3 protein-coding genes are annotated in these 5,143 nt (G+C 60.6%); all 3 read right to left on the bottom strand.

Annotation, left to right across the window (positions count from 1 at the left end):
• A partial coding sequence (locus DOU50_RS01345) for a biotin/lipoyl-binding protein (protein WP_148768589.1) occupies positions 1 to 331 on the bottom strand: 331 nt, incomplete at its 3' end.
• Positions 328 to 2,508, bottom strand: coding sequence for a type I secretion system permease/ATPase (locus DOU50_RS01340; protein ID WP_090417042.1), 2,181 nt, complete (start codon positions 2,506 to 2,508; stop codon positions 328 to 330). The genes DOU50_RS01345 and DOU50_RS01340, both read right to left, overlap by 4 nt.
• A 72-nt stretch (positions 2,509 to 2,580) precedes the next feature.
• A partial coding sequence (locus DOU50_RS01335; protein WP_148768588.1) for an FG-GAP-like repeat-containing protein occupies positions 2,581 to 5,143 on the bottom strand: 2,563 nt, incomplete at its 5' end.

Genomic DNA, 5,143 nt, shown 5'->3' with positions numbered 1-5,143 from the left:
TGGCCATCGCCGCATTCAGACGAGACTCACTCTCCAGCACGCTCGACTCGGTTTTTGTCCGGTCTAGCTGCGCAAGCTGCTGGCCGCGTTCCACTATGTCGCCTTCGCGCACCATCAGGCTGTGGATAATGCCGCCTTCCAGGGACTGGATGACCTGCTCATGCGAAGACGGTATCACCTTGCCGCTGCCGGTCGTCACCTCATCAAGATGGAACAGGCTCGCCCAGGCGATAAACGCCGCCAGCAGGGCGAACAGCGACCATGCCACCAGGGTTGAGCGCGGCAGGCGTGGCTCCTTCAGTCGGCTATTGAAACGGGAGAAATCATTCATGCCGCGCCCTCCTCGGCAACCGCCGCCGGCTTCATGGTCACGGTGCGCTGCGCTGTCTTTTGCGGCGCCATTCCGTGCTGGTGCAGGATGGCGTCGCGCGGGCCGTCCATCACCACCTTGCCGTTTTCCAGCACGATGATGCGGTCGACCAGGTCCAGGATCGGCAGGCGATGCGTCGCTACCACCAGCGTCCGGCGCTTACCCAGCCATGTGTGAAGATGCTGAATAAACTGCTTCTCGCTCATTTCGTCCAGCCAGGCCGTTGGCTCGTCCAGCAGCAGAATAGTCGGCGAGGTAATCAGGGCGCGCGCCAGCAGCAGCGCCTGACGCTGTCCGCCGGAGAGGCCAGCCCCGCCCTCGTTGATGATATAGTTCAGCCCCATTTTCTGTTTGCGCACAAACTCCAGCGCGCCGCTGTTAACCAGCGCCTGATGAATTTCGTCATCGGTCGCCAGCGGGTTCCCCATCAGGATGTTGTCCCGCACGGAGCCAAAGAACAGACGGGCCTGCTGGCTCAGCAGCTGCATGTCGCGACGCACGTCGGCCGGGTCGAGGTGATTGAGGGCAATATCATCCAGCAGAATGCTGCCCTGCTGCGGCTCCTGCATGCCCGCCAGAAGCTGTAACAGCGTGCTTTTACCGGAGCCATTACGTCCGAGCACCGCCACGCGCTCTCCGGCGCGGATCTGCAGCTTGCTGATGTTAAGTACGGTAAGTTTCTCTTCCTCGTCGTAATAAAACCCGACGTCCTCAAGCGCGTAGTCGCCGCGCAGGTGGGCCTTGTGCACCTTTTTGCCGTGCTGCGGATCGTCAATCGGCCGCTGCATCAGATCGTCCAGCCCCTTGCGGGCCACTTTTGCCGACTGCCAGCGCGAGAGCACGCCTGAGATCTGCGACAGCGGCGCAATGGTCCGTGACGCCAGAATCGAGGTACCCACCAGCGCACCGGTGGTCATGTCACCGCTGATGACCAGGTAACAGCCCACCAGCAGTACCACCGCATAGACGATAGACTGCACCTCCTGGGTCCAGGTGAGCAGCAGGCCCGTCAGCCAGCGCTGCTTCATGCCGACGCTGGCGGCGACGTCGTTGGTGTTATTCCACTGGTTCTGGAAACGCTGCTCGGCGCGCATCAGCTTGATGTCTTCAATGCCCTGCACCGCTTCCACCAGCGTGGCGTTACGGATGGCGGATTCACGCATCCCTTCGCTGGAGAGTTTCCCCAGCGGGCGCTGCACCAGCAGGCCCGGAATAAGCAGCAGCGGAACCGCGAGCAGAACCACCAGCACCAGCGGGCCGCCAATCATCCACAGAATAAAGACGAACAGCAGGAAGAACGGCAGATCGGAGATAGCCGCAATCGTGGTGGAGGTGATGAGCTCCCGCACCGACTCCAGCTCGCGGATCTGGGCGATAAACGATCCGGTTGATTTTGATCGCGCGCCGTTTTTAATCCGCAGCGCGTGGGCAAACACGCGTTCAGAGATACGCAGATCGGCGCGTTTGCCCACCACGTCAGAAATATGCACGCGCAGCATGCGCATGATGAATTCGAACACGATGGCAATCATCACGCCGCCAAACAGCACCCACAGCGTGGCTTCCGACTGCGACGGGACCACTCTGTCGTATACCTGCATGGAGAAGACCATGCCGGAAAGCGCCAGCACGTTGGCGACCAGCGCCACCAGCATAATGTCGCTGTAGCGTCGCCAGTCCTTCAGCGCCAGCTGCCAGAACCAGTTTTTCTCATACGGTTTGATGTAGTCGTCCACGCGGGCATCCGGCGTGGATTCGAGCGGGCGCAACACCATCAGCCCCTTTAGCCGCTCCCCGAGCTCGTCACGCGTCAGCGTCGTCTCCAGCCCCGCGTCGCCGCTGAACTGCAGGCTGACGTTGCCTTCGCTGTCCATGCGGTTGATCACCGCGATTTGTCCGCCGGTGAATTCCGCCAGCAGCGGCAGGCGCCACGGATCGAGGGATACCGCTTCCGCCGCCACCATACGCATCCCCAGCCCAAGCTGGCGTGCCATCTCCTCCAGCACCAGCTGGCGCGGAGACTGGCTTTCATGGTTAATCGTGACCCGAACATGCTCCGCTGAGAAATCCAGCCGATAATGTTTCGCGATGATAAGCATGCCCTGCAGCCAGGGTTCGTACTGTGGATGTGTCTTCATAATCTCCGGGTTAACGCAATTCGTGTAAAGAAACGCCAAAAGGCCGCGAGGATCGCTCCCCGCGGCGTTGGTTTACGCAATTAACAGCTGATGGTTCGCCAGCAGCGTCGCCAGATCCGTCTGCACGCCGTTCAGGGTCACCAGAGTGGTTGGCGAGAACTGACCGCCTGTACCGCCCAGGTCAACCTGGATCTCGGTATTGCTGCCGTTCTGCACCACGCGGATGTAATCGCTGATATTGCCCGCGCTGCTGTCCAGCGTGGCCACGCCGTTCACGTAGCTCGCCGAACCCGTGCCGGTATAGCCGCTGCCGGAGAGCAGATCGCGCAGGTCAATACGATCCGTGTCCGCGGTCCCTTCCCAGGTGCCGACCGTAAAGCCGTTCACCACGTCGTGACCGTTACCGCCCGTGGCATCCGAGGCGTTGATCAGCTTGTAGAGCAACGTATCGTGACCGCCGCTGCCGATGTTGAAGGTGTCGTTCCCGCCCCGGCCTTCGAACCGGTTATCACCGCTGTTGCCGGTAATGACGTCGTCGAAGTTCGAGCCGTTAATTCCTTCAATGTTGAGCAGTCGTGACGTACCGAACCCGGTGTTCTGCGCGGTAGAAAGGCGCAAATCAACGGTTACGCCGGAGGTCGCATTGCGGTAATCCACCACATCCATCCCACCGGTGTTGCTCCAGGTGTCATGGTCGGAATGGGTAGTCCAGCCGCCGGAACCGTTGTAGGTATAGGTGCCATCCTCTGCGATAAAGGTGTCGTTATACCCGGTTCCGGTAATGGTTCCGCTGTGGCCGCCGGTGGCCGCTTCGGCCGTCAGGACGTAGCCCTCTTTGCCGTTGCCCGCCTCCAGGCCGCTCCAGGTGACGTTATCCGACACGCCGTTGGTGATCTTCAGGATCTCGGCCGAGTAGGTTTCATTCGGATCCAGCCCGTAGAAGCTCACCAGCGCAGAGGTATCGTTCGAACCGATACCGGACTGGGCGTTGATGATCTGCGAGGCCACCAGTACGCCCGCGGCGTTGTACAGATTGACCGTATTGCCGTAGTAGGCGTTGATGCCCTCGCTGTCGACAATGTGCAGGTGCATCGCGGTGCCGTCAGCAATGGTTTTGCTGTTTTGTACCAGCACCACCTTGCCGTTCTGCTGAGAGACCAGCAGATCCTGCGCACCGTCCCAGTTGTAGTCCACTGCCGCCACGCCGGTGACGTTCGCCAGTCCGGAAGCCAGCTGGCTTGCAGTCCAGGTCGAGCCGTAACCGTTGTTGGTGAACAGCGTTGCCGTCTGCGAGCCGCCATAGGTGCTGAGCTTGACGATGTCCATCTGCCCGTCACCGTTCCAGTCCACCGCCACCGACAGATACCCCGCCGTGGCGTTAGAGGCCTCGACCGCGCTCTTGGTGGTTGAGAGCTTCCCGGTACCGTCGTTGTAGTAGATCACCCCGCCGTTGTTGTTGTAGCTGCTGCCCAGGTACAGATCCATGTAGCCATCGCCGTTGAAGTCCGCCCACGTCATGGACGCCGCCGTGGTGGTATTCGAGGCGTTGGCCACAAACACATTCGTCAGGTTCTGACCGATAGAGAGCGTGCCGTTACCGTTGTTGTTGATCACGGTTAACGAGTACGCGCCGCTGCGGTTGGTGTGCTGAACCACATCCACGGTGCCGTCATTGTTAATATCGACGCCGGAGATTTCACGCATGGTGGTGAACTGTCCCCAGAACCCCGCACCGCCGTACGTGCCGTCAGGCGAGAGTACCCCGTTGTTGTTGATCAGATAGGTAATGGAGTCCGCGCCGGAGTCACCGTACGCCAGATCCAGATAGCCATCCCCGGTTTTGTCGTACGCAATCACGCCGCCGTACCAGATGGTGGTCCCCATCGCCAGTTGGCTGGCGTTATAGGTGCTGCCATCGTAGGTCCACATCACCTGCGTGGATCCTGAGTAGGTGGTCTCCGTGGCGAAAATGTCCTGCGTGCCGTTACGGTCAAAGTCGGCGGCGGTCTGGCTCACCACGTAATAGCCGCGGGTGTTGGTCAGGGTATTCCCGGCATAGGTCGAGCTATCGCTGCTGGAATAAGACTGGCCGTTAGCAATGATGTTCCACAGACCGCTGCTGTTCATGCCGAGGGTCATGGTGGAGTTGTTGCTGTTCCCCGCCGTGGTCGCCCAGTCGGTATTCACCGAAGTGGTGTCAATCACCAGGCTGCCGGTTGCCGTACCGGTGGTATTGCCGTTACCCGCGCTGCTCTTCACCTGCGCCGTCACGCTGTAGCTCGCCACGCTCAGCGCATCGCCGTCCGGGATCTGCAGATACCAGGTGTTGTGATCCGGATCGACCACCACCGCGCCGCCGGTCTGGGAGGTGTAGGTTTTGCCGTTCACCGTCACCACCAGGTATTCACCGTTCACCAGGTCAGCGGAGACGGTGCCGGTGACAATCGGCGTGGTGTCCGACGTGGTCTGCGCGGTAATCGCCGCCGTGGTGGTCGGGATGCTGGTATCAACGTTCAGCACAAAGCCGTCAGACTCCGTGTAGTTACCGGCCCTGTCGGTGACGCGCACAATGTAGGTGTGATTTCCGTCGCTCAGGCCGTTGTCCTGGAAGGACCAGCTTGCGCTGCCGTTCATG

The organism is Enterobacter sp. C6 (genome assembly GCF_008122455.1).
In the GTDB taxonomy this organism is placed as follows: Bacteria; Pseudomonadota; Gammaproteobacteria; order Enterobacterales; family Enterobacteriaceae; genus Enterobacter; species Enterobacter pseudoroggenkampii.
The sequence above is the reverse complement of the archived record's forward strand: the minus strand, read 5'-3'. Positions and strand labels throughout refer to the sequence as shown.